Origin of the sequence: Massilia paldalensis, from assembly GCF_044901715.1 — a bacterium.
GTDB lineage: Bacteria > Pseudomonadota > Gammaproteobacteria > Burkholderiales > Burkholderiaceae_D > Telluria > Telluria paldalensis.
On the sequence record NZ_JBJCIU010000001.1, the window covers coordinates 692,916 to 716,676 of the forward strand.

20 protein-coding genes are annotated in these 23,761 nt (G+C 69.5%); 10 read left to right on the forward strand and 10 right to left on the reverse strand.

Annotated elements, in window-relative coordinates:
* Positions 1 to 100 precede the first annotated feature (100 nt).
* Together ACI1V7_RS03165 and ACI1V7_RS03170 are read left to right on the forward strand one after the other, a co-directional pair.
* Positions 101 to 3,910: an ATP-binding protein gene (locus tag ACI1V7_RS03165; RefSeq protein ID WP_404530311.1), complete on the forward strand. Its 3,810-nt coding sequence runs from the start codon at positions 101 to 103 to the stop codon at positions 3,908 to 3,910.
* A gap of 75 nt (positions 3,911 to 3,985) precedes the next feature.
* Positions 3,986 to 5,608: an ATP-binding protein gene (locus ACI1V7_RS03170; protein WP_404530312.1), complete on the forward strand. Its 1,623-nt coding sequence runs from the start codon at positions 3,986 to 3,988 to the stop codon at positions 5,606 to 5,608.
* Here the strand turns inward: ACI1V7_RS03170 and ACI1V7_RS03175 are convergent, their stop codons facing one another.
* The 5 genes from ACI1V7_RS03175 to ribA form a co-directional block, all read right to left on the reverse strand.
* A complete protein-coding gene (locus ACI1V7_RS03175; RefSeq protein WP_404530313.1) occupies positions 5,609 to 6,214 on the reverse strand; it encodes a PEP-CTERM sorting domain-containing protein in 606 nt (201 codons plus the stop codon). It abuts the gene before it with no gap.
* A 60-nt stretch (positions 6,215 to 6,274) separates the two neighbouring features.
* Positions 6,275 to 8,518, reverse strand: coding sequence for a phosphocholine-specific phospholipase C (locus tag ACI1V7_RS03180; RefSeq protein ID WP_404530314.1), 2,244 nt, complete (start codon positions 8,516 to 8,518; stop codon positions 6,275 to 6,277).
* A 229-nt stretch (positions 8,519 to 8,747) separates the two neighbouring features.
* Positions 8,748 to 9,746 carry an FHA domain-containing protein gene (locus ACI1V7_RS03185; protein ID WP_404530315.1) on the reverse strand — a complete coding sequence of 333 codons (999 nt, stop codon included), beginning with the start codon at positions 9,744 to 9,746 and terminating at the stop codon, positions 8,748 to 8,750.
* A complete protein-coding gene (locus tag ACI1V7_RS03190; protein WP_404530316.1) occupies positions 9,743 to 11,185 on the reverse strand; it encodes a S1 family peptidase in 1,443 nt (480 codons plus the stop codon). Before ACI1V7_RS03190 ends, ACI1V7_RS03185 begins: the two co-directional genes overlap by 4 nt.
* 90 nt (positions 11,186 to 11,275) lie before the next feature.
* Positions 11,276 to 11,920, reverse strand: a complete 645-nt coding sequence (gene ribA / locus ACI1V7_RS03195; protein ID WP_404530317.1) for a GTP cyclohydrolase II — start codon at positions 11,918 to 11,920, stop codon at positions 11,276 to 11,278.
* 207 nt (positions 11,921 to 12,127) lie between these two features.
* Here ribA and ACI1V7_RS03200 point away from each other — a divergent pair, with 207 nt between their 5' ends.
* Together ACI1V7_RS03200 and ACI1V7_RS03205 are read left to right on the forward strand one after the other, a co-directional pair.
* Positions 12,128 to 14,407 carry an ATP-binding protein gene (locus ACI1V7_RS03200; protein WP_404530318.1) on the forward strand — a complete coding sequence of 760 codons (2,280 nt, stop codon included), beginning with the start codon at positions 12,128 to 12,130 and terminating at the stop codon, positions 14,405 to 14,407.
* A complete protein-coding gene (locus ACI1V7_RS03205; protein ID WP_404530319.1) occupies positions 14,404 to 14,838 on the forward strand; it encodes a GNAT family N-acetyltransferase in 435 nt (144 codons plus the stop codon). The genes ACI1V7_RS03200 and ACI1V7_RS03205 overlap by 4 nt, the downstream gene beginning before the upstream one ends.
* Here ACI1V7_RS03205 and ACI1V7_RS03210 read toward each other — a convergent pair.
* The gene (locus tag ACI1V7_RS03210) at positions 14,822 to 15,457 is read right to left on the reverse strand and encodes a M17 family peptidase N-terminal domain-containing protein (protein WP_404530320.1); all 636 of its coding nucleotides are present in this window, start codon (positions 15,455 to 15,457) and stop codon (positions 14,822 to 14,824) included. The two genes, ACI1V7_RS03205 and ACI1V7_RS03210, sit on opposite strands and share 17 nt — an antisense overlap.
* A 225-nt stretch (positions 15,458 to 15,682) precedes the next feature.
* Between ACI1V7_RS03210 and ACI1V7_RS03215 the strand changes: the two genes are divergently transcribed.
* Genes ACI1V7_RS03215 through ACI1V7_RS03225 form a run of 3 tightly spaced genes read left to right on the forward strand, consistent with a single transcriptional unit; the run spans position 15,683 to position 16,950 of the window.
* The gene (locus ACI1V7_RS03215) at positions 15,683 to 15,925 is read left to right on the forward strand and encodes a hypothetical protein (RefSeq protein WP_404530321.1); all 243 of its coding nucleotides are present in this window, start codon (positions 15,683 to 15,685) and stop codon (positions 15,923 to 15,925) included.
* A gap of 54 nt (positions 15,926 to 15,979) precedes the next feature.
* Positions 15,980 to 16,588 (forward strand): PH domain-containing protein, encoded by a 609-nt coding sequence (locus ACI1V7_RS03220; RefSeq protein WP_404530322.1) that lies wholly within the window; start codon positions 15,980 to 15,982, stop codon positions 16,586 to 16,588.
* A gap of 14 nt (positions 16,589 to 16,602) precedes the next feature.
* The gene (locus ACI1V7_RS03225) at positions 16,603 to 16,950 is read left to right on the forward strand and encodes a hypothetical protein (protein ID WP_404530323.1); all 348 of its coding nucleotides are present in this window, start codon (positions 16,603 to 16,605) and stop codon (positions 16,948 to 16,950) included.
* Positions 16,951 to 16,995: 45 nt separating this feature from the next.
* On the opposite strand, the gene ACI1V7_RS03230 is transcribed toward ACI1V7_RS03225, so the two are convergent.
* The 3 genes from ACI1V7_RS03230 to ACI1V7_RS03240 all read right to left on the reverse strand — a co-directional run bounded on the left by ACI1V7_RS03230 (position 16,996) and on the right by ACI1V7_RS03240 (position 20,544).
* Positions 16,996 to 19,176 (reverse strand): sensor domain-containing protein, encoded by a 2,181-nt coding sequence (locus tag ACI1V7_RS03230; protein ID WP_404530324.1) that lies wholly within the window; start codon positions 19,174 to 19,176, stop codon positions 16,996 to 16,998.
* Positions 19,177 to 19,311: 135 nt separating this feature from the next.
* Positions 19,312 to 19,695: a response regulator transcription factor gene (locus ACI1V7_RS03235; protein WP_404530325.1), complete on the reverse strand. Its 384-nt coding sequence runs from the start codon at positions 19,693 to 19,695 to the stop codon at positions 19,312 to 19,314.
* Positions 19,696 to 19,839: 144 nt separating this feature from the next.
* Complete coding sequence (locus ACI1V7_RS03240; RefSeq protein WP_404530326.1) at positions 19,840 to 20,544, reverse strand: pirin family protein; 705 nt, start codon at positions 20,542 to 20,544, stop codon at positions 19,840 to 19,842.
* A gap of 202 nt (positions 20,545 to 20,746) precedes the next feature.
* Between ACI1V7_RS03240 and ACI1V7_RS03245 the strand changes: the two genes are divergently transcribed.
* Positions 20,747 to 21,316, forward strand: a complete 570-nt coding sequence (locus ACI1V7_RS03245; protein ID WP_404530327.1) for a hypothetical protein — start codon at positions 20,747 to 20,749, stop codon at positions 21,314 to 21,316.
* Here the strand turns inward: ACI1V7_RS03245 and ACI1V7_RS03250 are convergent.
* The gene (locus tag ACI1V7_RS03250) at positions 21,313 to 21,537 is read right to left on the reverse strand and encodes a DUF3820 family protein (protein ID WP_404530328.1); all 225 of its coding nucleotides are present in this window, start codon (positions 21,535 to 21,537) and stop codon (positions 21,313 to 21,315) included. The genes ACI1V7_RS03245 and ACI1V7_RS03250 overlap by 4 nt on opposite strands.
* A gap of 79 nt (positions 21,538 to 21,616) precedes the next feature.
* Between ACI1V7_RS03250 and ACI1V7_RS03255 the strand changes: the two genes are divergently transcribed.
* Together ACI1V7_RS03255 and ACI1V7_RS03260 are read left to right on the forward strand one after the other, a co-directional pair.
* Positions 21,617 to 22,039, forward strand: a complete 423-nt coding sequence (locus tag ACI1V7_RS03255) for a DUF1810 domain-containing protein (RefSeq protein ID WP_404530329.1) — start codon at positions 21,617 to 21,619, stop codon at positions 22,037 to 22,039.
* A gap of 120 nt (positions 22,040 to 22,159) precedes the next feature.
* Complete coding sequence (locus tag ACI1V7_RS03260) at positions 22,160 to 23,704, forward strand: NYN domain-containing protein (RefSeq protein ID WP_404530330.1); 1,545 nt, start codon at positions 22,160 to 22,162, stop codon at positions 23,702 to 23,704.
* The last annotated feature ends 57 nt before the right edge of the window (positions 23,705 to 23,761 follow it).

The window sequence follows — 23,761 nt, forward strand, 5'->3', positions numbered from 1 at the left end:
ATATGCATGGGGGCGGATATGTCAGAATACCGTCATTGTCGCGGCTGCTGGACTGGCAGCCCGCCCTGGCCCGTACGCGGGCCACAACCTCTCCTTGCGCATGTCCGACGACCTCCACTCCCGCTACCCCTTCCTGAGTTTCCCTGGCGAAATGGCCGCCCTGATCCGCGCCAAGGATTGGTCGACTACGCCGTTCGGCCCCATCGACACCTGGTCGCCCGCGCTGCGCTCGGCCGTCAGCATCTGCCTCGGTTCGCGCTTTCCGATGGTGCTGTACTGGGGCGAGACGCGCGCGCTGATCTACAACGATGCCTGGGCGCCCGTGCCCGGACAGAAGCATCCGTGGGCGCTGGGCCGGCCGGGATTCGAGGTCTGGTCCGAGATCTGGGACATCATCGGCCCCATGTTCGACCACGTGATGGCGACGGGCGAGGCGACGTGGTCCGAGGACCAGCTGCTGCCGCTGAATCGCTACGGCTACGTCGAAGAGTGCTATTTCTACTACAGCTATTCGCCCGTGCGCGGCGAGGACGGCACGGTGGAGGGCATCTTCACGGCGGTGACGGAAACGACGGACCGCGTGCTGGCCGAGCGCCGCGAGCGCCTGCTGCGCCAGGTGGCCGAGCACAGCTCGAACGCGCGCGGCGCCGCCGAGGTCTGCGCCAGCACGGCCGCGGTCCTGTCCCAGATGCCGGAAGAGGCGCCGTTCGTGCTCGCCTACCTGTACGACGCGACGGCCGGCACGGTGACGCTGGCCGGCCGCGCCGGCAGCATCGGCGACGAGCTCGTGCCCGCCGAGGCGGCGCTGGACGGCGCCGCCACCTGGCCGTTCGCCGCAGCCTTGGAGGGCGGCCAGGCCGTGCCCGTACAGGGCCTCGCGGCGCGCACCGGCGGCGCCGTGCCGGGCACGCCCTGGCCCGAGCCGCTGGACGAGGCGCTGGTGGTGCCCGTGCTGAGCGCGCGCCGCGACGCCCCTTACGGCTTCCTGGTGGCGGGGCTCAGTCCGCGCCGGCGCCTGGACCGCGACTACGCGACGCTGTTCGAACGCATCGCCGCCCACATGAGTACCGCCTTCGTCAACGTCGAGGCCTACGAGGTCGAGAAGCGCCGCGCCGAGCAGCTGGCCGAGATCGACCGCGCCAAGACGGTGTTCTTCTCGAATGCCAGCCACGAGCTGCGCACGCCGCTGACGCTGATGCTCGCGCCCCTGGGCGAACTGCTGGACGGGGCCGACGGCGGCGTGCGCGAGCGCCTGCAGCTCATCGAGCGCAACGGCCAGCGCCTGCTGCGCCTCGTCAACGGCCTGCTCGACTTCAGCCGCCTGGAAGCGGGGCGCGACGACGCCCACTTCGTGCCCACCGACCTGGGTGCCTTCTCGGCCGACCTGGCCAGCAACTTCCGCTCGGCCTGCGAGCGCGCGGGGCTGGCGCTGCAGATCGATTGCCCGACCCTGCCGGAGCCCGTCTGGATCGACCGCGCGATGTGGGAAAAGATCGTGCTCAACCTCGTGTCGAACGCGTTCAAGTTCACGCTCGACGGCGCGATCGGCGTGGCGCTGCGGGCCCACGGCGGCGCCGCGGAGCTGGCCGTGGCCGACAGCGGCGTCGGCATCCCGGACGGGGAGCTGCCGCGCATCTTCGACCGCTTCCACCGCGTCGAGGGGCAGCGCGGACGCTCGGTGGAAGGGACGGGCATCGGCCTGTCGCTGGTGCGCGAGCTGGTGCAGCTGCACGGCGGCACGATCGGCGTGCGCAGCGCGGTCGGGCAGGGCACCGTGTTCACGGTGCGCATCCCGTTCGGCAATGCCCACCTGCCGCCCGAGAAGCTGCATGCGGCGCCCGCCGCGCCCGAACATGCGCACGCACCTGCGCCCGCCCGCGCCGGCGCCTGGGTCGAGGAAGCGCTCGGCTGGGTCGGCGGCGCGGCCGAGGCATTGCCGCCGGCATCCGTGCCGGACCATGCGGGCGCGCGCATCGTGCTGGCCGACGACAATGCGGACATGCGCGGCTACGTCGCGCGCATCCTGGCGGAAGCGGGCTACCGCGTCGATGCCTGCGGCAACGGCGCGGCGGCGCTGGCCGCGGTGCGTGCCGGTCCGCTGCCGGACCTGGTGCTGTCCGACGTGATGATGCCGGACATGGACGGCTTCGCGCTGCTGCAGGCCCTGCGCGCGGATCCCGCCACGGCCGGCGTCGTCGTGATCCTGCTGTCCGCGCGCGCCGGCGAAGAGGCCCGCGTGGAGGGCCTGGATGCCGGCGCGGACGACTACATGGTCAAGCCGTTCAGCGCGCGCGAGCTGCGCGCCCGCGTCGACGGCGCCGTCACGCTGGCGCGCCAGCGCCGCGCGGCCCAGGCACGCGAACAGGCGCTTCTGGCGGAAATCGAGGCGGGACGCAGCCGCGCCGCGTTGCGCGAGAGCGAGGCCCACGTCGCCTCGCTCTTCGCGCAGAACGCGGCCGGCATCGCCGAGGCGGACATGGACTGGCGCCTGGTGCGCGTGAACGACCGCTACTGCGAGATCGTCGGCCACCGGCGCGAGGACCTGCTCGGACGTTCGCTGCTGGAGCTGGTGCACGACGAGGATGCCGGCGAAAACCGGGCGCTGCTCGAGCGCCTGGCCGCCGACGGCCGCCCGTTCAACCTGGAGAACCGCTATCGCCGCGCCGACGGCAGCGCGGCCTGGGTCAGCAAGGCGGTGGCGCCGGTGCGCGCGGAAGGCAGCACGGCATCCAGCGGCGTCGTCGCCGTGGTGCTCGACATCGGCGACCGCAAGCTGGCCGAGCGCCTGCGCGAGGCGGACCAGCGCAAGGACGAGTTCCTGGCGATGCTGGCGCACGAGCTGAGGAATCCGCTGGCGCCGATCGGCGCGGCGGCCCAGCTGCTGCAGATGGGCCAGCTCGATCCGGAGCGCATGCGCAACACCAGCCGCATCATCGCCCGCCAGGTCGAGCACATGACGCACCTGATCAACGACTTGCTGGACGTGTCGCGCGTGACGCGCGGCCTGGTCGACCTGGAGCGCACACGCCTGGACGTGAGCCAGATCGCCGCCGACGCCGTCGAGCAGGTCGCGCCGCTGGTGCAGGCACGGCGCCACCGCCTCGACCTGCGCTTGGCGCCGCAGGCGGCCGAAGTCATGGGCGACAAGAAGCGCCTGGTCCAGGTGCTGACGAACCTGCTCGGCAATGCCGCCAAGTACACCGACGAGGGCGGCCACATCCAGTTGCGCACGGACGTGCACGCGCACGAGATCCGCATCGAGGTCGAGGACGACGGCATCGGCATGACGCCCGAGCTGGCCGCGCGCGCCTTCGACCTGTTCACCCAGGGCGAGCGCACCTCGGACCGGTCGATGGGCGGACTCGGACTGGGCCTGGCGCTGGTGCGCAGCCTCGTCGAACTGCACGGCGGCACGGTGCGCTGCCACAGCGCGGGGCCGGGACGGGGCAGCACCTTCACCGTGTGCCTGCCGCGCGCCGCCGCCCGGCAGGACGACGGCGCTGCCGCGGTTGCCGGCAACGGCACGGGGACGGCGGCCGCGCGCCGGCTGCGCATCCTCGTGGTCGACGACAACGTCGATGCCGCCGCGCTGCTGGCGATGCTGCTGGAAGCGGCCGGCCACGAGGTTGCCGTCGAGCACGGGTCGCACGCGGCCATCGCGCGCGCCGCCGCGTTCGCGCCGGACGTGTGCCTGCTCGACATCGGCCTGCCCGACATGGATGGCAACGCGCTGGCCCGCCACCTGCGGGCCCAGCCGGCGACCGCCGGCGCGCTGCTGATCGCCGTGACCGGCTATGGCCAGGACAGCGACCGCCAGCGCTCGCTGGAAGCGGGCTTCGACCACCACCTGGTCAAGCCGCTCGACATCCTGCAGCTGGAAGCCATCTTGGCGCGTGCTGGCGCACACTGAGGGAAGCGGGTCAGGGCGGCGCGGCCGGAACGGCCGTTACGGTAGAATCGGCGCATCCGAACACCGGGACCCCGCATGCCGCCCGCGAATACCTCATCCACGTCCTTGCCCGTATTCTGCGCGACCGCCTGCGTTGCCATTTCCGTCATCAGCCTTGCGGGCTGGGCCGCAGGCATCGACTGGTTGACGTCCCTGGCGCCTGGGCTGCCCAGGCTGGTGCCGATGACCGCCACGCTGTTCCTGCTGGCCAGCCTGGCGCTGTGGTCGCAGACCCGCGCGAGCGCGCCACGCTCCGTGCAGGGCGTCGCGGCGGCGGCGCTGGTCGCGGCCGGCGCCGTCGCCATCCTGGGCGGCCACGCGGTGCAGCAAGCTCCGGCGCCATTCGCGCTCGGTGTCGATTCGTACGCGTTTACCTTGTCCTCGCCCGTCACCGCGGCCATGTTCCTGGCGCTGGGCGCCAGCCTGGCCTGCATGCAATGGCCGCGCATGCTGCGCTGGGGCCAGTGGCTTGCACTGGGCCTGCTGCTGATGGCGTTGCTGACGATGGCCGGCTACGTGTTCCGCGACACCTTCCTGTATGCGCTGTTGCCGGGCAAGGGCACGTCGCTCCCGACCACCTTGTCATTCATCCTGCTGGCGCTGGGCGTGCTGGCACTGCGGCCGGCCGAGGGCATGATGGTCGCGGTGCACGGTTCCGGTCCCGCCGCCTGGGTGACGCGGCGCCTGTTGCTGTCGGCGCTGATCGTGCCGGTGTTGCTCGGCGCCGCGACCAGCATGGCCCTGCATGCGAAAGCGATCGATATCGGCACCGCCATCGCCTTCCTCGTCTGGGGCATGGCAGCCCTGTTCACGGCGGTGGTCTGGGTCTTCGCCCTGGTGCTGCAACGCTACGACGCGGCACGACGACAGGCGGAGCGCGAACGCGAGACGGCGCTGGCTGCGCTGCGCGAAGCCGATGCGCGCAAGGACGATTTCATGGCGCTGCTGGCGCATGAACTGCGCAATCCGCTGGCACCGATCCGCGCCGCCGCCGAGTTCCTCAAGCTGGGCAACTGCGATCCGGCGCAGATGCGCCGCACCAGCGACATCATCAAGCGCCAGACCGACTACATGGTGCACCTGGTCGAGGACCTGCTCGACGTGTCGCGCGCGCGGCGCGGCCTGATCGCGCTGGACAAGGTGCCGGTCGACCTGGTCGACGCCGTGAGCGACGCCGTCGAGCAGGTCAAGCTGCAGATCGCGCGCCGTGGCCACCGGCTTGACGTCGACCTGCCGGACCGGCACCCGAGCGTGCTGGGCGACCACAAGCGCCTCGTGCAGGTCGTGGCCAACCTGCTCGGCAATGCGGCCAAGTACACGCCCGAAGGAGGCCACGTCCGCCTGCAACTGCGCGCCGACGACCAGCAGATCGCCGTCGAGGTGCGCGACGACGGCATCGGCATCGACGCTGCGCTCCTGCCGCGCGTGTTCGACTCCTTCACCCAGGGCACGCGGACGGCCGGCCGCGCCGAGGGAGGACTGGGACTGGGCCTGGCCTTGGTCAAGCGTCTGGCCGAACTGCACGGCGGCGACGTCACGGCCCATAGCGAAGGCAATGGCCAGGGCAGCACCTTCGTGCTGACGCTGCCGCGCATGCAGCGCATGCCGGATGGGCAGCTCGGCGGGCGCACGGCGGCGCGGCTGCCCCTGCGTTCCTGATCAGCCGGCCCGGGTTCCCGAGCGGGTGCGGGTGCGGGTGCGGCGCACGGCGCCGGCCAGGCCCAGCCCGGCCGCCATCAGTGCCAGCGAACCCGGTTCCGGTACCTGGGCCGCGCTCTCGAACGTCAGGTCGTCCATCACGTACGATGCCTGGAAGGCGCTGGACACGACGACGGTGTCGATGGCGCCGTTCCAGCCCGCGTCCAGGAAGGCCGGCGACTCCGACAATTGCAGCGACGTGGAGCTGGCGACGAGCTGGCCGCCGAAGTACAGGTCGAAGCGCACGCTGCTGTCGGCGTAGCCGGAGAACCAGGCGCCGTCGAAGACCGTGGGCGCCAGGAAGCGGATCGTGCTGGCGACCGCGCCGCCGTCGATCCAGTCGGTCGTCACGCGGCCCTGGCCGGAATGGGCGGTGAACGGCGCCTGCTCGCCCGTGAACACGGACAGGCCGGAGGCCGACCAGTCCAGGCCGCCATAGTTGGCGGGGACGGCGGCATAGCCGTCCGGACCGACGATGTCGTCGAAGGTCAGCACGGTCGCCGAGGCGAAGGGAGCGCCCAGCGCGATGGCGGCGCCGAGGGCGAAGTTGCGGAAGATGGGATGCATGGGAATCCTGTCGATAGCGTTAAGAGTGAGCGGCCGGCGCGCGCCGGCCGCGGGTCAGGTTCAGGCCAGGCCCAGCGCCGGGTCGCTGACCGTGTGGCGGCCCGTCTCGACGCGGCCGGCGAAGCGCCGCACGTAGTCCGGCTGGCTCGACACGGTGGCGCTGAAGTCGTACCAGTAGCCGTTCGCGGCCACGGGGAGGCGCACGACCAGTTCGCCGCGCGCCGCCACTGTGTACATCTGGCGGACCTGCGCATAGGCGTTCGCGGCCAGGTTGAAGGTGCAGGGCGCCGTGCCGGCGTTCACGAGGCGCAGCACGAGCTCGCCCGTGCTCGCGTCGCAGCGCACCTGCACGTCCGGGCGCGGCTGGCCGGCCGCCACGGCGCGCAGCGCGCTGCCCGTGAAGTGGCGGTGGTAGCCGTTCGGGCCCAGCACCCACAGGTCATAGCCGCCGCCGACGGCGGGCGTCCACGCATCCGCCAGCGACTTGCCCGCCTCGACGGTGTAGCGGCGCGGCACGGCGGCCAGGTTCTTGCGGTCGTACACGTGGAACACGGCGGCCTGGCGGCCCGTGTTGACGAAGCTGAGCACCACGCGCGCCGCGTTCATCGTGGCGCCGGGCTGCACCTCGCACAGGGTCGCCAGTTCATAGGGCAGCGCGCGCGAGGGCCGCGTGCCCGTGGCCTGCACGGGCTGCTGGGGCGACGCCGGCGGCGCGATCTGCGCCAGGCGCTGCTGCGCGGCGCGCAGGGCATCGGCCTGGCTGCGGTCCTTGCGGCCCTGCAGGGTCGGCAAGGCTTCGGCGTTGGGCGTCGCGAAATTGAAGGCGCTCGTCAGGTCGCCGCACACGGCGCGGCGGAACGGGCCGATGTTCGGTTCCTTGACGCCGAAGCGCGCCTCCAGGAAGCGCAGCACCGAGGTATGGTCGAACACCTGCGAATTGACCCAGCCGCCGCGGCTCCACGGAGAAATGACGAACATCGGCACGCGCGGGCCAGGGCCGTACACGCGGCCGTCCGGCGCGGGCTGCTTGGTGCTGCCGGCGGGCCGGCCGTGCGTGAAGTACTCGGCCGCCAGGTCCGACTGGGCCAGCGTGGTCTTGCCGGCATAGCCGCCCTGGCCGTCGGGCGACGGCGCGGACGGAGAAGGCGCGTGGTCGAAGTAGCCGTCGTTCTCGTCGTAGGTGACGATCAGCACGGTCTTGCTCCAGACCTCGGGGTTGGCTGTCAGGGCGTCCAGTACCTCCTGGATGAACCAGGCGCCCTGCACGGGGCTCGACGGACCGGGGTGCTCGCAGTAGATCGACGGCGCGTTCACCCACGAGACCTGGGGCAGCTTGCCGTCCCGGATGTCGCGCTTGAACGCGTCCAGGTACGACTCGGGCTTGGTGCCCGGGAGCGTGTTGGCGATGCCCTTGTACAGCGGGTTGTTGACGTTGTCCGTGGCCGCGTCGTACGCGTGGTAGGGCAGGGCCTGGCCCGTGCTCGTATAGGGCTGGCCGGGCGCGCCGCCGCTGGAGACGGGGTAGCCCGACGCGATGTTGGCGCGTCGGAACTGGCGGAACGCACCCAGCATGTTGTCACCCCATTCGTCCGGCATGTTCTGGTAGCTGATCCAGCTGACGCCGGCGGCCTCGAGGCGCTCGGCATACGTGGTCCAGGTATAGCCCGTGTTCACGCCGCTCGCCGTGCCGTCGATGGCATCCCACTCATTGGTCACGAAGGCCGTGCCGGTGGGCACGGCGCCGTTCGTGCCGGTGATGAAGAACGAGCGGTTCGCGTCGGTCCCAGTATGCATCGCGCAGTGATAGGCGTCGCACAGCGTGAACGCATTGGCCAGCGCGAACTGGAAGGGGATCTCGTTTTCCTTGAAGTAGCCCATCGAGATCGGGTTCTTGTAGCGCGGCCACTGGTCCATGCGGCCGTTGTCCCAGGCCGCCTGGCTGTCGTTCCAGTCGTGCGGCGTGCCGTTGGCGCGCTGGGCGTTGCCCTTGCTGCCGTCCAGGTGGAAGGGCATCACGACGGTGCCGTTCGCCAGCCGCTGCTGCCACACATTGCGCCCCTCCGTCAGCGGAATGGGGAAGCGGTCGCCGAAGCCGCGCACGCCGGCCAGGGTGCCGAAGTAATGGTCGAACGCCCGGTTCTCCTGCATCAGGATTACCACGTGCTCGACGTCGCGGATGGTGCCCGTCGCATTGTTGGCGGGGATTGCTAGCGCGCGCTGGATGGACGGCGGGAAGGCGGCATAGGTGGCGGCGGCGATACCGGCGCGGGCGCTGCCGCGCAGGAAACTGCGTCGTGAGGTCATAACGGTTATCCGGACGTTGAGGTTTCTATAATGCAACTAATGTTGCTGTATATTGTTGCCATGCCGATACGAAGCAGGACCGCGCCACTGTAATTCGCGTACGTGACGGGGCGATGACAGGCGGGCGATGCGGACAGGGAATGCCGTGACAAACGTCCGGAAGTTCGTGACGTGCGAGGAGTGGCGTTGCATGCGGCCTGCGCCGCCACGTGGCGCGAAATGCGGCACGCTAGTCCTGGTCGAGGTCATCCCCCAGCTTGCGCCCGCGGCTGTTGTCCAGCGGCTCCTTCAGCGCTTCGACGTCGCGCATGAATTCGTCGATGCCGCGGTCGCGGCTGACGCGCACGCCGGGCGGCATGAGCACCGACATCGCCAGCTCGTCGGCCAGGCGTCCTGTGCGCTGGACGTTGGCGACGAGGATCAGGCTCGATCCCATCAGCGCCAGCCCGGCGCAGGCCCAGCGGTAGCGCAGGCGCTGGCGCGGGCGGATGGTGCACAGGTGGAAATAGACCATCCCCGCCAGCAGCAGCGTGGCGACGTGCGAGGCGTAGTGCGTGAACGCCTCGAGCGAAAAGGCGTAGCCGAGCGTGCTGCCCACGAGCGCGTAGGCGGCCAGCGCGGCGACGCCGCAGCCGACGATGAACAGGTGCCGGCCCAGGCGCGCGTGGCGGCCGAACAGGCGGTTCGCGAGCGCCCAGGCGCCGCCCCACAGCAGCGCGCCGCCGATGCCCCAGGCCAGCGCCGCGAAGTAGCGCACGGGTTCGTAGTATTGCGTGTCGCCCAGCCAGCCCACGAGCAGCGAGAACGCGGCGACGAGGGCGATGCCGGCGATGCCGGGCCAGGCGCCTTCCCAGCCGTGGAAGGTGCGGTCGACGAGTTCCGGCGGCACGGGAAAGCCGACACTGCGCACGCGCAGCGCCGTGTGGCCGATGCGCGCCACCGTGTCGTCCGTGAGCACGGTCTCGGTCAGGCGCTTGCCGCGCACGACGATGCCGTTGCGCGAGCCGAGGTCGCGCAGCAGCAGGCGGCCGGCGGCGTCGCGCTCGACCACGGCGTGGCTGGCGGCGGCATAGTCGTCGTCGAGGATCAGGTCGTTGTCGTAGCCTCGCCCGATGCGGATCGGCAGCGCGTCGACGCGCAGGCGCGCGAGGACGTCGCCGTTGCGCGCCAGCAGTTCGATGAACCAGGGACCCGCGAACGAGGGACTCACGACGCCGTGCCCGCTCATGGCAGCGTGCTCGCGGGCCGTTGCGCGCGACCCAGCGCGGACAGGAAGGCGCGGGTGGCGCGCATGCCGTTGTCGTACGAGACCCCGGCCAGGTCGACGCGGCTCTGCAGGCTGGCCTGGGCGTCGTCCGTGCTGGCCGTGAGCAGCGTGAAGTTGTACAGGCCAGCGAACTTGCGGTAGGCGCGCACGCAGGTGACGGCGCGCAGCGGCAGCGTGGCCGTGTGCACGAAGGATTCCGTGCAGGAGGGGCGCGTCAGCCGGGTGTCGCGGCTGGACCCGATGCGGTCGACGCGAAAGCGCGCGCTGGCCAGCATCGCGAACTGCAGCGGATGCATGCTGCTCGAGCGCAGGTACTGGTGGGTGATGGACACGTGGCCTGTCTGCTGGGTGTCCGAGACATAGATCGCCGCTTCCATCGCGCAGCTGACGGAGTCGAGCGTGTAGGCCGCCTCGGCGCGGAAGTTCGATCGTCCCCAGCAGCGCAGTTGCTGCGATTCGCGCACGGGGACGCGATAGGGCCCCATGCTCTTGATCGACAGCGGTTCGGCCAGCAGGCGATCGACCATCTCGCGCTGGTGCGCCAGCAGCTGCTGACCGATCAGCGGATTGAAGTTGCGCGGCGGATGCGGCTGGTTCGCCACCTTGCGCAGCAGGTCCTGGGCATAGGCCACGGGCACGAGAAAGCTGACCAGTTCGCCGTCGCGCCGCTTGGACACGTTGATGCCCGCCACCATGCCGGACGCCGTCACGCTGGGGCCGCCGCTCATGCCCGCATTGATGGGGCCCGTGAAGATCAGCTGTTCATAGAAACTGCGCCGCACGACGCCGTTGTACGACCCTTCCGAGATGGCGAAGCCCAGGTCGAGCGGGTTGCCCAGCGAGTACAGGTACTGGCCCTGCACCAGCGCGACGGGATGCCGGGGCACCTCGAAGAAGCCCGTGCCCTGGCGGTTGACGCGCACCACGGCCAGGTCGTGCAGCACGTCCACGGCCAGCAGTTCGATGGGGCCGCTGTTGCCGTCCGTGTCCACGTATTCGCCGAGGTACACCTCCGGATCGAGCGCCATCTGCGACACGACGTGGTAGTTGGTCAGCACCAGGTTGCCGGTGCCGACAAGGAAGCCCGAGCCGACGCTCGACTGGCTGCGGCCGTTGCGCAGCAGCATGCGGATCTGCAGCAGGTCGGCGCGCGCGGCGGAATACAGCTGCTGGGCGGCGCCGGAAGGCGTGGGCAGCGTGGCCGCGTCGTCGGTCTCGCCGGGGGCGGGCGCGGGGGCGGGCGCGGGGGCGTGTGGGATGGTAGCGGGAGCCGTGGCGGCTGGAGGTGTCAATGGCGCCTGGGGCCGGGCGGCGACGGCGGCTGGTGCTGCGCCATCGCCGGCGCCGGGCAGCGCGGCGAGCAGCAGGACGATGAAGAATGCTGGCAGGGCAGGGCGCATTCCATCCTTCGGCAGGCAAGTGGGAACCGCGGAACTGCGGGAAGCGCGGTCGGGGCAGCCCTATCTTGCCAGATTCACACCGAAGGGGTCTTACGCTTCGCTGACGGGCGCGGCTTCGTCGGCCGCCGTCATCATGTGCCCCAGCTTGGCTTCCTTGGTGTTCAGGTAGTTGTTGTTGTAGGCGTTGCGGTTGACGAGCAGCGGCACGCGCTCGGCGACCTTGATGCCGAACTTGCCCAGCGCGGCGATCTTGCGCGGGTTGTTGGTCATCAGGCGCACGGCGTCGATGCCGAACTGCTCCAGCATCGGCAGCACCAGCTCGTAGCTGCGCGCATCGGCCTGGAAGCCCAGCTGCAGGTTCGCCTCGACCGTGTCGGCGCCCGCTTCCTGCAGGCGGTAGGCGCGGATCTTGTTGACCAGGCCGATGCCGCGCCCTTCCTGGCGCAGGTACAGCAGGATGCCACGGCCTTCCTCGGCGATGCGCTGCAGCGCCGTCTCGAGCTGGGCGCCGCAATCGCAGCGTTGCGAGAACATCACGTCACCGGTCAGGCACTCGGAGTGGATGCGCGCCAGCGCCGGCTCGCCCGTGGACAGGTCGCCCAGCGTCATCGCCAGGTGCTCCTTCCCGGTCGCATGCTCGACGAAGGCGTGCAGGGTGAACTGGGCCCAGGGCGTGGGCAGCGTGCACGAGGTGACATAGTCGACGAGGGCGGGCGAAGCGGCGTTGTCTTGCATGGCGATTCCTGAAACGGTCTAGGGCAGGTGTAAATGGCGAGTTTACCGGAAATCGGACATGGCCGTACGGCTCCCGGGGTCGCGCCCGACCTACGTGGGGTTTCAATGCGGAAATCACAACCCCGCCTCCTCGCTTTACGCCGCCGTTGCGGTAGCGGTACCATGAAGTTCCTCATGGCATCAAAGCTGTGCTAGTCTCGCCCCACCATGTCAATATACTCGACCCTGCTGCGCCGCCTGCGGCCGCGCGCCCTCGGCGCCTGGCTGGCGCTCGCGTTCGTCCTCCTTTCCATCGCCCTGACGCTCGTGCTCGTCGGCGTCATCGAGCGCAAATCCAGCGAACAAGTCAAATCCAGCATCGGCAGCGGCCTTGCCGAAATGGCAATGCAGACCTCGGACAAGCTCGAACGCGGCATGTTCGAGCGCTACCGCGAAGTGAGCCTGATCGCCCAGCTGCGCGAACTGCGCCCGGACGTGCCGGCCGCCCAGCGGCGCGCGGCGCTGGAGCGCGTGCAGGCCAGCTACGGCTATTACAGCTGGATCGGCGTGACCGGCATGGACGGCCGGGTCGAAGCCTCGGCGCGCGGCGTGCTGGAAGGCGCCGACGTGTCCAAGCGTCCGTGGTTCGGCAACGCCCTCAAGGGCATCCACGCGGGCGACGTGCACGAGGCCGTGAAACTGGTGAACTTTCTCCCCAAGCGCAGCGAGCCCTGGCGCTTCGTCGACGTCGCCTTCCCCGTGGTCGAGGACGGCGCCGTGCGCGGCGTGCTGGGCGTGCACCTGTCCTGGGAGTGGGCACGCGACGTCGAGCGCTCCGTCATGGCGGGCATCGCGCGGCGCCGCCACGTCGACGCGCTGATCGTCGATACGGGCGGCAAGGTGCTGCTCGGCCCGAAGGACGTGGCCGGCAAGCAGCTGCAGCTGGCGAGCCTGAAGGCCGCCCGCGGCGACACGCGCTGGGGCTATCTCGAAGAACCCTGGCCCGACGGGAAGTCCTACCTGGTCGGCTATGCGCAGGGACGTGGCTATGGTGACTATCCGGGCCTGGGCTGGACCGTGCTGGTGCGCCAGGAAGTGGATGACGCCTACGCCCCCGTGCGCCAGTTGCGCGAATACGGCCTGGCCAGCGGCGTCTTGGCGGCGCTGCTGTTCTCGGTGGCCGGCGTGGCGCTGGCGCGCCGCATCACCCGCCCGCTGGGCGAACTGGCGGAGTCGGCACGCCGGATCCGGGCCGGCAGCGTCGAGCCCATCGAGATGCGGCGCGGCTACCGCGAGGTACGCGCGCTGGGCCGTACCCTGAATGCCCTGGTCGCGAGTCTGGTACGGCGCAAGCGCGAGCTGGAAGACCTGAACGCGACCCTCGAGCAGCGCGTCGTGCAGCGCACGCACGAGCTGGAAGAGGCGCTGTCCACCGTCACCGCCAACGAGCAGCGCACGGCCGCCATCCTGGAGGCGGCCCAGGATGCCTTCATCGGCATCGACATGTGCGGCCGCGTCTCGGACTGGAATTCGGCCGCCGAGACCATGCTCGGCTGGCGCCGCGCGGAAGCGCTGGGCCGGGACGTCGTCGAGCTGATCGCGCCGCGGCGCCTGCACGAACGCACCTACACGATGCTGGCGCAGTTCTTCGAACGGCGCGACCTGGAGATCCTGGGCCTGCGCAGCGAACGCACGCTGCGCACGCGCGACGGCTGCGAAATCCCCGTCGAGATGACGACCGGCCTGGCCGGCAGCGGCGCCGGCGCCGTGCTGACCGTGTTCATGCACGACATCTCGGAACGCAAGGAAGTCGAGCGCATGAAGAACGAATTCGTCGCCACCGTCTCGCACGAGCTGCGCACGCCGCTGACCTCGATCAGCGCCTCGCTCGCGCTGCTGGCCGACGGCATCGCCGGCGACCTGCCGGACGACGCCCAGGAACTCGTCGGCATCGCCAACGCCAGCTCCGGGCGCCTGGTGCGCCTGATCGGCGACGTGCTCGACATCCAGAAGATGGAAGCCGGCCGCATGGCCCTGCAGCGCGAAGTGCAGCCGCTGCAGCCGCTCGTGCAGGACGCGGCGGCCGCCATGCGCAGCTTCGCCGACCAGGCCGGCGTGCGGATCGCCTGCGCGGGCGGCGCCGACGCGGGCGACCTGCGCGCAGCCATCGACCGCGACCGCATGACGCAGGTGCTCACCAACCTGCTGTCGAACGCCATCAAGTTTTCCGAGCCGGGCACCACGGTGACGACGCGCGTGGAAGCCAACGGCGACCGCGTGCGCCTGTCCGTGGCCGACGAGGGCAGCGGCATCCCGGAAGCCTTCCGCGGCCGCGTGTTCCAGCGCTTCGCCCAGGCCGACGGCGCCGACTCGCGGCGCAAGGGCGGTACCGGACTGGGGCTGTCGATCTGCAAGGCGATCGTCGAGGAGCATGGCGGCACGATCGGGTTCGACAGCCGCGAGGGGCAGGGGACGACGTTCTGGGTGGAGTTGCAGGCCAAGCCGTGACGGGTGCGCTCGTCTTTCGCCAGGCAGCGCACCGCGACATTCCCGCCATGTCGCGCATCCGCTTGTCCGTCACGGAAAACGTGCTGTCCGACCCCGGCCGCGTGACCCTGCAGATGTACGAGGATTTCCTGGACAAGTCGGGCCGCGGCTGGGTGGCCGAAGACGATGGCGACGTCGTCGCCTTCTGCTATGCGGACAAGGACCAGGGCGCGATCTGGGCGCTGTTCGTCCGCCCCGGCCACGAGGGCAGGGGCATTGCCAAGGCGCTGCTCGGCTTGGCCGTCGATTGGCTCTTCGGCCTGGGCTACGCGCGCATCCACCTGAGCACGGGCGCGAACACGCGGGCGGACCGGTTCTATGCGGCGCAGGGCTGGCGCCGCGATCCCGTCGGCGCGACGGAGATCGCGTATTCGCTCACGAAGCCTGCGTAAGCTGGGCGAACGCCGCCGCGAATCCGGCGCCGGCCGCGTGCACGCGGGGGGCGCCGACGTCGAAGCTGCAGTGGCGCAGCAGGGGCGGCGTGGCCAGGCCCGCTTCGGCCAGCATGTGTTCGGCGCGCAGGGCGCCCAGCATGCCGTCCAGCATGACGTGCTGCATGTCGAGCGCGGCGTTGTCCGTATGGCCGGCATCGAGCACGCTGGGGGCGAACGCCATCGAGGCTGCGCCGTAGCGGATCGCTTCGCGCATCGCGACGCGGGTGGCGCGCCGCAGCACCTCGCCGTCCAGGGCCGCCGGGTCGCCCATGCCGATCACGAGCACGGCGCGCGCCGCCACGCCCGGTGGCGGGGTCGTCACGAGCAGCGTTTCCATCGGCTGCGCGCGGAAGGCACCCGCCGTGCGCAGGCGCGCCAGCTGGCCGCCCAGCGCCCGGTCCAGCGCCAGCAGGCCGCCCGCCATGCCGGCACCGCCCATCTCGTGCTCGAACATGCAGGCCACGCTGACGTCGACGGCCGCTTGCGCCGGGCCCCAGGCGACGACGTCGAAGACGACGCCGTCGCTGGTGCCGATGGGAAGGCGGACTGGGTTGGTGGAATGGTCGGTATCGGTCATGGTCCGCTTTCCTTTCTGGTTGCGCGGGCCATGCTAGCTGCCGCGCCTGCGGATTGCATCGGCCAAAAGACATGGAACAGGGAGCAACGCATGCGCGTAGCGTCGTCGATACCGGCGTAGGAACATGTGATTTTTGGAGAGCTTCGGGCGACAGCGCAGTCGCTATACTGCGTATTGCAATGGCAGGCCGCGGCGGTTTGCTCATCGGAAGACCTGCGCTGGAAGATGCTGACCAATCCCGCAATTGTCCTGTTCGTCATTGGCTTGCTGATTGGCCTCGTATTCCGTGTGCTGGCTGAGAGGCAGCGCACAGCGGAAGGAATTTCCACGCGCCTGGCGGCTTTCTATTGGCGTCCGCGCACCCATTTCACGCCGCTGGGCTGGCGTTACCGTACGATCAGCCTCGTTTGCGGGTGGCTGGCGTTTCTTCCGCTGTGCGTGGACCTTCTCCTGAAAAAACACGGCTAGCGGCGGCCTCGCAACGAATAATTCGAATTCTCACTTTCACGACGAGGGAAAACCATGTTCAAGAAACTGGCGGCGGAAGCACTGGGCATCAGCGATATCGGCGTCATCGTCGGGCCGGCCGATTACAACAAGGTCGACGCGGACGATTACCTGTTCACGGAAGACGGCGAACAGATCTTCTTTCTCATCAAGAGCAAGAAGGACGAGTACTGCTTCACCAATCTCGCCCTGATCCACGTGGATGGCGATTCGGCCGTGTCGTCGAAGCGGTCGATCAAGCGCTACGACTATGCGTCGCACCGCGTGTCCAACGTCAGCATCGAGACGGCCGGCACGCTGGACATGGACGTCGAGCTGAAGTTCAGCGTGGACGACGTCAAGTTTTCCATCGACGTCAAGAAAAGCTTCATCGAGCAGCTGAAGGACATCTACAAGGCCTTGATCACGATCGGCAAGCAGCAGCGGCGCGATGCGGTATGCCGCGAGAATGCGCTGCGCGCGTTGGAGGCGACGGCGTCCGTCCACAAGCTCAACATCGCGCCGGGCGAAGGCAGCCTCGTCACCCAGTACGGCGAACTGCTGGGGGCACTGAACACGGCCATGCTCGATACGCACACCAAGCGCGATTTCAGCGACGTGTTCGCCAAGTACATTCACAACTGACACGGACGGCAACCATGGCTGCACCCACCATGATGACCAATGCCATCCTGGCGCTCTCGCTGGCGACGGCGAGCGCCGCCGCGTTCGCGCAGGACAGCGACGTCGAGAAGGAGATGGTCGACCGCTGCCAGGCGGTCGCCAAGCAGCTCAACAAGACAAGGAAACTCGGTATCCGTGCCGATGGCATGGAGGCGTTCGCGACCTGGCGCGCGGCCTGCGCGGAGCGGCCGCCCACGGGGCCGGGGAACGTCACCGCGCTGTGCGAGGGCACCCGGGTCGTCGCCGGCAAGGAGCAGCGCGTGTTCTTCTGGCAGATGTCCGATCACGGCAAGCTGGGCAACGGGTACTTCGCCTGCGATTGACCGCTTGACGCGTACGGGGGCCGTGCGCTTGGCAAGGCCAGCGCGTCAGGCCGTGCCGGCCGCCCCGTACATCCGCTCGAATTCCGCCGCCGGCACCGGCCGGCCCAGCAGGTAGCCCTGCAGCACGTCGCAGCCGCAGTCGGCCAGCAGGCTGCGCTGGGCCTCGTCTTCGACGTCCTCGGCGATGATGCCCAGGTCCAGCTTGCGGGCCAGCGCGACGATGGCCTCGACCAGCGGACGTCCATGCGCGCCCGCGCCGTCGTGGTAGGGTGCATGCACGAGGGCGCGGCCAATCTTCAGCGTCGCGAACGGGAAGTCCTGCAGGTAGGCCAGCGACGAGGGGCCGGTGCCGAAATCGTCCAGCGCGAATTGCACGCCCAGCTCGTTCAGGCGCTGCATGCGCGGGATCAGGTCGGGCAGCTTGGCCGCGAACACGTTTTCCGTGATCTCCAGCGTCAGGCGCCCGGCCGGGGCGCCGCTGGCGGCCAGCATGGCGGCCAGCGCGTCCGGGAAGCCCGGGTCGCGCAGCTGGCGCGCGCTGACGTTGACGGCCAGCGGCAACGCGGCCAGGCAGGGGTCGCGCGCCCAGCGCGCCAGCAAATCGCAGCTTTCCTCCAGCACCTGCATGCCGATCGGGACGATGAGGCCCGATGCCTCGGCCTGCCCGATGAATTCGCCGGCGCCGACGGGAGGGGCCATGTCGGCGCCGTCGCGCTGCCAGCGCACCAGGGCCTCGGCGCCGGCCAGGCGGCCGTCGGGCGCGAACTGTGGCTGGCAGTGCAGCACGAACTGGCGCCGCGCCAGGCCGTCGCGCAGCTGGCCGTCGAGCGCGGCCTGGCGCGCGGCCGCTTCCTGCATGCCAGGGTCGAAGAAGCGCATCGTGTTGCGGCCCTCGGCCTTGGCGCGGTACATCGCCAGGTCGGCCTGCTTGAGCAGGACGTCGATGCCGGTGCGGTCGCCGTCGAACAGCGTGGTGCCGATGCTGGGCGAGGTGGAGCACTCGCAGGCGACCAGGTCGAACGGCACGCCCAGCGCGTCGAGGATACGGCGGCTCACCAGCTGGGCTTCGCCGATGGCGTCGTCCTTCGCCGTGCCCAGGTTTTCCAGCACCACGACAAATTCGTCGCCGCCCAGGCGCGCCAGGTGGTCGGACTCGCGCAGCGCCGTGCGCAGGCGGGTGGCGACCTGGCGCAGCAGCATGTCGCCGACGTCGTGGCCCATGGTGTCGTTGAGGACCTTGAAGTTGTCCAGGTCGAGGAACATCACGGCGCCGTACTGCTGCGAGCGCGCCGCGCGCGCCAGCACCTTGCCCAGTTCCTCGGTCAGGAAGCGGCGGTTCGGCAGGCCGGTCAGGTGGTCGAAGTAGGCCAGCTCGTAGATGCGCCGCTCGGCGTGCTTGCGCTCGGTGAGGTCGCCCGTGGTGCCGGACATGCGCAGCGGCCGGCCGTCGGCATCGCGCACGATATAGCCGCGGGCCAGCACGGGCACGTCATGGCCGGCCCGGTGGCGCAGGCGGAATTCGATGCCGAAGTGCTCGCGCCCGCTGGCCAGCAGCTCGGCCAGGAAGCCGGCGATGCGCGACTGGTCGTCCGGATGCGCCATGCGGATCCAGGTGGTGGCGTCGGACTCCTGCTCGTCCGGTGCATAGCCCACCAGCTCCCACCAGCGCGGCGAGTAGTAGGTTGCGCCGCTGACCATGTCCCAGTCCCAGGGGGCGTCGGTGGAGCCGCGCAGGGCGAGCGCCAGGCGCTCTTCGGAGCGTTCCAGCGCCAGCCGCGTCGTGTGCAGCGCGGTGCAGTCGGTGAAGCACACGATCGCGCGCAGGCGCCCGTCGCGCCGCTCCGGCTGCGCATTGGCCAGCATCCAGCGCACGCCGCCGGCCACTTGCGCCGGCAGGCCGACGACGAGGTCGCGCACCGGTTCCCCGGTACGCAGCACGTGGTTGGCGGGAAATTCGTGGGGCGGCATCGGGGTGCCGTCGGCGCGGATGAAATGCCAGGCGGGGACGGTCGCTTCCAGTCCCACCGCTTCGTCGGTGCCGCGTCCCAGCAGCTCCAGGGCGTGGCGGTTCGCCGACAAGACGTGCCCGTCGCTGCCGTGCACGACGACGCCGGCAGGCAAGTCGTCGAATGGATGGTCGAGCAGGTGCGCGGGCACCTCGGTGCCAGGGCGCGTGTCTTCCAGGGCGCGCTCTCGGGCGGGGTCGCGTAGCGGTTCCGTATGCATACGAATGTTCAGTTTTTTCTGCATACTATCAGTTCCCCGGTAGGGGTGGCGCGAGCAGTGCATGCCTGGAAACGCATCGCGCCGCCGTGTCGACGGCGGCGTCCGCGACCGGCCGGCCCGACGAACGGTGCGCGTTCAGGCAGCCGGTTTCAGGTAGCGGCGCAGGCGCGCCAGCAGTTCCTGCGGCTGGAAGGGCTTGATGATGAAGTCGTTGGCGCCGGCGTCCAGGGCGCGCACGGTGTCGCGCTCCGTGTTCTTGGCCGTCAGCATGAGGACGGGCGTCTCGGCCCAGGCCGGCTGGGCGCGGATCAGGCCGATGATCTCGAAGCCGTCCACGAAGGGCAGCATCACGTCCAGCAGCACCAGGTCGGGCGGCGGCTGCGAGACGACATGCTCGACGGCGGCGCGGCCGTCCGCGGCATGGGTGACGACATAGCCCTGGCGCTCGAGCATGAAGCTCAGCACGTGGGCGATGTGGACGTCGTCCTCGACGACGAGGACGCTGGGTTGCTGGTTCATGACGGGATGGCCATAAAAGTTGCATTCGGGATTTGATTATACGCACCCGATGTCACATTTCATGGCAATTGTGGCAGCAAAAAGACTGCCGGCGCCGCATTTTTTCGCGGCACCGGCGTCACGTCCTGCCAGGTCACGTACCGCTCATTCGCCCGGCAGGTCGAACAGCAGCACTTCGGCCGCTTCCGCATGGTCCAGCACGAGCTTCGATTCGCGGCCGATCTTGAGCGCATCGCCGTCCTTGAGCGGCACGCCGTTGACGCTGACGTCGCCGCGGATCACGTGCACGTAGGCCAGGCGGCCCGGATCGAGGTCGTGCTCGACCTTGTCGCCTTCGTCCAGGATGCTGGCGTAGATGGAGGCGTCCTGGTGGATCAGCACGGACTCCTGGCGGCCGTCGCCGGAGGCGATCAGGCGCAGCTTGCCCTGCTTGCTCTCGGCCGAGAAGTGCTTTTCCTCGTAGCTCGGCGCGATGCCCTTGACGTTCGGCTGGATCCAGATCTGCAGGAAGTGGACTTCGTCGGTCTGCGAGCCGTTGAATTCGCTGTGGCGCACGCCGCTGCCGGCGCTCATGCGCTGCACGTCGCCGTAGTGCAGCACGGATCCGGTGCCCATGCTGTCCTTGTGCTCCAGCGCGCCGTCCAGCACGTAGGAGATGATCTCCATGTCGCGGTGGCCGTGGGTGCCGAAGCCGGCGGCCGGGGCCACACGGTCTTCGTTGATGACCAGCAGGGGGCCGAAACCGTTATGGCGCGGATCGTAATAGTCGGCGAAGGAGAAGCTGTGCTTCGATTTCAGCCAGCCGTGGTGGGCACCGCCCCGTTCTTCGCTCCTGCGTACTTCCATCATGATAGGCTCCTTGTGTTTGGTCGGGGTCAGAGCACCAACTGAACAACCGCGCTCTGACCCGAAAATAAAATAATCGATTTTTTGCGATCTCGGTTTTTGCGATCGCCTGTCCATGGAAAACAGTATAGGCAGGCCGAGGCCGAAAGAAAAACGAGTAATTTGGCCAGGTATCATCGAAAAAATTGAATATGAAGGGGTTGCGATGAAGCGAGCGATCGCGATGCTGGGGATGCTGGCAGCAATGAACGTGCACGCGCAGGGCGGCCAGGTATTCCTGATGCGCGTCGATGCGCCCGCCGGCACGCAGCTCGAGACCTACGAGGACGGCAACGGCTGTCCCGCGCGCGCGGATGCCTGCCGCAGCAACGGCAGCGTCCAGGCGGGCGAGGAGCTCCTGGTCACGGAGGTGCGGGGCGAATGGAGCCGCGCCTGGTCGAAAGGGTGGGTGAAGAATGCGCAGCTGACCGAACTGCCGGTCGATGCGCAGCCGGCCTGGGAAGGCAGCTGGAAGGGCGCGGACACGGCGGGGACGATCGCGATCGTGCGCCAGGGCGACGCTTACGGGATCGAGGCTGCGAACGACGGCGGCCGCATGCGCGGGCTGCTGCGCGTCGACGGCAAGCGCGCCCGCTACGACGAAGGCAATCCGCTGATGCCGGACATCGGCTGCAAGGCAAGCTTCGCGCGCATCGGCCGCTATCTCGTCGTGCAGGACAACGGCCAGTGCGGTGGCAAGGGTCGCTTCGACGGCGTCTACACGCCGGCCGGCTAACGCCCCGCTGGATGTCTTCTCAGCGGATCGAGCAGCCCGCGCAGCGCGTTGTGGTCGAGCTCGTACATCAGTTCCAGCAGTTCGCCCAGTTCCCCCTTCTGGAAACCTTCGCGCGCGAACCAGCCGAGGTAGTGGCCCGGCAGGTCGGCGATCTTCGTGCCCTTGTACTTACCGAAGGGCATGTCGCGGGTCAGCAGCAATTGCAGGTGTTCGGGTTTCATGGCGCGTACTCTAGCAAATCGCGGACGGAACATCGCGGACGGCGCAACGGGGGTAGGATGCGCGCAAGGAGGAGACGCGATGGACAAGGATTTCGATCTCGAGCGCTTCGTGGCGGCCCAGCAGGGCGTGTACGGAGCGGCGCTGGCCGAACTGCAGGCCGGCCGCAAGCGCAGCCACTGGATGTGGTTCGTCTTTCCGCAGGTGGCGGGGCTGGGGCGCAGCGAGATGGCGCAGCGCTATGCGATCGGGAGCGGCGACGAGGCGGCCGCCTACCTGGCCCACCCCGTACTGGGACCGCGCCTGCGCACCTGCGCGCAGGCCGTGCTGGCGCACGGCGACCGCGCCGTCGAGGACATCTTCGGAGCGCCCGACGACCTGAAATTCCACTCCAGCATGACGCTGTTCGCGGACGTGGCGCCCGACGAAGCCGTGTTCCAGGATTGCCTGGACCGCTTCTTCGACGGCCGGCCCGACCCCGCCACGCTGGCCCGGCTGCAGTAGCGGACCGGGAGCAGCGCGCCGGTCCGCGCGCGCGGCTGGCCGGATGTGCACGCTTGCCTGCCGTGTTGTTGCGTATAATCGCCGGATAGCTTGTCCACCAATCATTACAAAACAACAATCATGGCTTCATCTTCTGAAAACATCAGCATGGCGGTGTTCTGCGACTTCGAGAACGTCGCACTCGGCGTGCGCGATGCGAATTACGAAAAATTCGACATCAAGCCCGTCCTCGAACGCCTGCTGCTCAAGGGCAGCATCGTCGTCAAGAAAGCCTATTGCGACTGGGACCGCTATAAAAGCTTCAAGGGACCGATGCACGAGGCGAACTTCGAGCTGATCGAAATCCCGCACGTGCGCCAGTCCGGCAAGAACTCGGCCGATATCCGCCTCGTCGTGGACGCGCTCGACCTGTGCTACACCAAGTCGCACGTCGACACCTTCGTGATCGTCTCGGGCGACTCCGACTTCTCGCCGCTGGTGTCCAAGCTGCGCGAGAACGCCAAGCGCGTGATCGGCGTCGGCGTCAAGCAGTCGACCTCGGACCTGCTGGTCGCGAACTGCGACGAATTCATCTTCTACGATGACCTGGTGCGCGAGATCCGCCGCGCCGCCGCCAAGCGCGACGAGCGCAAGGGCCAGCCGCAGCAGGGCCGCCGTCCGGCCTCGGACGAGGGCAACCGCAAGCGCGAGGAAATGGAAACGCGCAAGCTGCAGGCGCTGGAGATGGTGGTCGAGACCTTCGACGCCCTGGTCGCAGAACGCGGCGACACGGGCAAGATCTGGGCCTCGCTGCTGAAGGACACGCTCAAGCGCCGCCGTCCGGACTTCAACGAGACCTATTTCGGCTTCCGCACCTTCGGCAACCTGCTCGAAGAAGCGCAGACGCGCGGCCTGTTCGAATTCGGCCGCGACGAAAAGTCCGGCACCTATGTGTACCGCAGCGCCAACGCCCGCGCCGCCGAGGCGGACGTGCTGCCGGCGGCGACTGTCGCCGACCCGGCCGAGGCGCCGAACGAGGAAGTCGTGCTGGAGACCGTGGCCGAACTGGCCGTGCCGGCACGCGAGCCGCGCCGCCGCGGCGGTCGTGGCCGCAAGGGCCGCGAGCAGGCGGTCGAGCAGGGCGGCGAAGCGGCAGCCCCGCTGGCGACCGACGATGCCGGCGGCGGCACCTGGCCGGCGCCGACCCCGGACCTGGCCGAAGCCCAGGAACCGCTCGCCGTGGAAGCCGACGAAGCGGCTGCCGGCGCCGTCGCCGAAGCGCTGGTGCCGGCCGCGGAGCCGGAACAGCCGGTTGCGGAAGCTGCCGCGGAAGAAGCGCCGGCCGCGCCCGCGAAGGAACGCCGCCGCGCCCCGCGCGCCCCGCGCAAGCCGGCCGCCCGCAAGGGTGCCGCCGCCGACGCTGCCGCTACCGATGCGGCGGATGCGCCGGCCGAGGCGCCTGCAGCGGTCCCCGCGCCGGCGCCGGAACCCGGCACCACCGTGACGCCGGATGCCGTGGCCGAGGACGACGGCACCGTCGACAATGGCCAGGGAGAGGGCGAGGGCCAGGACGCGAAGCCGCGCAAGAAATCTTCCCGTCCCGCGCATAAGGCCCCGTCGCGCAAGCCGGCCGCCCGCGCCCCGCGCCGTCCGGCCAAGCCGAAGACGCCGCCGGAAAACGGCTGATCTTTCGGCAGGGTGGCATGCGCCACCCTTTTGGGACAGCTATGCAATAATGGCAAC

Coding starts and splice junctions, on each gene's coding strand:
- ACI1V7_RS03215 (WP_404530321.1), top strand. CDS start 15,683: ATGCTGACCAATCCCGCAATTGTCCTGTTCGTCATTGGCTTGCTGATT.
- ACI1V7_RS03220 (WP_404530322.1), top strand. CDS start 15,980: ATGTTCAAGAAACTGGCGGCGGAAGCACTGGGCATCAGCGATATCGGC.
- ACI1V7_RS03210 (WP_404530320.1), bottom strand. CDS start 15,457: ATGACCGATACCGACCATTCCACCAACCCAGTCCGCCTTCCCATCGGC.
- ACI1V7_RS03170 (WP_404530312.1), top strand. CDS start 3,986: ATGCCGCCCGCGAATACCTCATCCACGTCCTTGCCCGTATTCTGCGCG.
- ribA (WP_404530317.1), bottom strand. CDS start 11,920: ATGCAAGACAACGCCGCTTCGCCCGCCCTCGTCGACTATGTCACCTCG.
- ACI1V7_RS03180 (WP_404530314.1), bottom strand. CDS start 8,518: ATGACCTCACGACGCAGTTTCCTGCGCGGCAGCGCCCGCGCCGGTATC.
- ACI1V7_RS03200 (WP_404530318.1), top strand. CDS start 12,128: ATGTCAATATACTCGACCCTGCTGCGCCGCCTGCGGCCGCGCGCCCTC.
- ACI1V7_RS03260 (WP_404530330.1), top strand. CDS start 22,160: ATGGCTTCATCTTCTGAAAACATCAGCATGGCGGTGTTCTGCGACTTC.
- ACI1V7_RS03190 (WP_404530316.1), bottom strand. CDS start 11,185: ATGCGCCCTGCCCTGCCAGCATTCTTCATCGTCCTGCTGCTCGCCGCG.
- ACI1V7_RS03175 (WP_404530313.1), bottom strand. CDS start 6,214: ATGCATCCCATCTTCCGCAACTTCGCCCTCGGCGCCGCCATCGCGCTG.
- ACI1V7_RS03255 (WP_404530329.1), top strand. CDS start 21,617: ATGGACAAGGATTTCGATCTCGAGCGCTTCGTGGCGGCCCAGCAGGGC.
- ACI1V7_RS03230 (WP_404530324.1), bottom strand. CDS start 19,176: ATGCATACGGAACCGCTACGCGACCCCGCCCGAGAGCGCGCCCTGGAA.
- ACI1V7_RS03165 (WP_404530311.1), top strand. CDS start 101: ATGTCCGACGACCTCCACTCCCGCTACCCCTTCCTGAGTTTCCCTGGC.
- ACI1V7_RS03240 (WP_404530326.1), bottom strand. CDS start 20,544: ATGATGGAAGTACGCAGGAGCGAAGAACGGGGCGGTGCCCACCACGGC.
- ACI1V7_RS03235 (WP_404530325.1), bottom strand. CDS start 19,695: ATGAACCAGCAACCCAGCGTCCTCGTCGTCGAGGACGACGTCCACATC.
- ACI1V7_RS03225 (WP_404530323.1), top strand. CDS start 16,603: ATGGCTGCACCCACCATGATGACCAATGCCATCCTGGCGCTCTCGCTG.
- ACI1V7_RS03185 (WP_404530315.1), bottom strand. CDS start 9,746: ATGAGCGGGCACGGCGTCGTGAGTCCCTCGTTCGCGGGTCCCTGGTTC.
- ACI1V7_RS03250 (WP_404530328.1), bottom strand. CDS start 21,537: ATGAAACCCGAACACCTGCAATTGCTGCTGACCCGCGACATGCCCTTC.
- ACI1V7_RS03245 (WP_404530327.1), top strand. CDS start 20,747: ATGAAGCGAGCGATCGCGATGCTGGGGATGCTGGCAGCAATGAACGTG.